The sequence below is a fragment of the Natronorubrum sulfidifaciens JCM 14089 genome (genome assembly GCF_000337735.1).
Lineage (GTDB): Archaea > Halobacteriota > Halobacteria > Halobacteriales > Natrialbaceae > Natronorubrum > Natronorubrum sulfidifaciens.
Genome location: NZ_AOHX01000006.1, coordinates 1 through 303 on the forward strand (window position 1 = coordinate 1; position 303 = coordinate 303).

A 303-nucleotide genomic window follows, 5' to 3' on the forward strand; every position below is an offset into this window, starting at 1 on the left:
GTCACAAGCTCAAAGACCTGACCGCGAATTGGTCTGGGACACCGCTCGTCGTATTTGTCGATGACATCCACAAGATTGCCGATGACGAAGACATCGTCTGCGACGTGATCAACGACTTTGCGTCCGTCCTCGGCAACAACGTACACTTGGTCACCGCAGGCCAGATCTCCATCCCAAGCGACAGTATCGTTGAGGAATTCCGTCTCAACCTCTATACCCGCGACGAAACCCAGGTCTTTCTGGAAGCGTCGTTTGATGAGGTTACCGAAGATCATGTTCACGACGTACATACTGCGGTTGAGG

General features: G+C 52.8%; 1 protein-coding gene. It reads right to left on the reverse strand.

The window, feature by feature from the left end; all coding sequences use genetic code 11:
- A partial coding sequence (locus C495_RS17490) for a hypothetical protein (RefSeq protein ID WP_152418837.1) occupies window positions 1–290 on the reverse strand: 290 nt, incomplete at its 3' end.
- Window positions 291–303 lie beyond the last annotated feature (13 nt).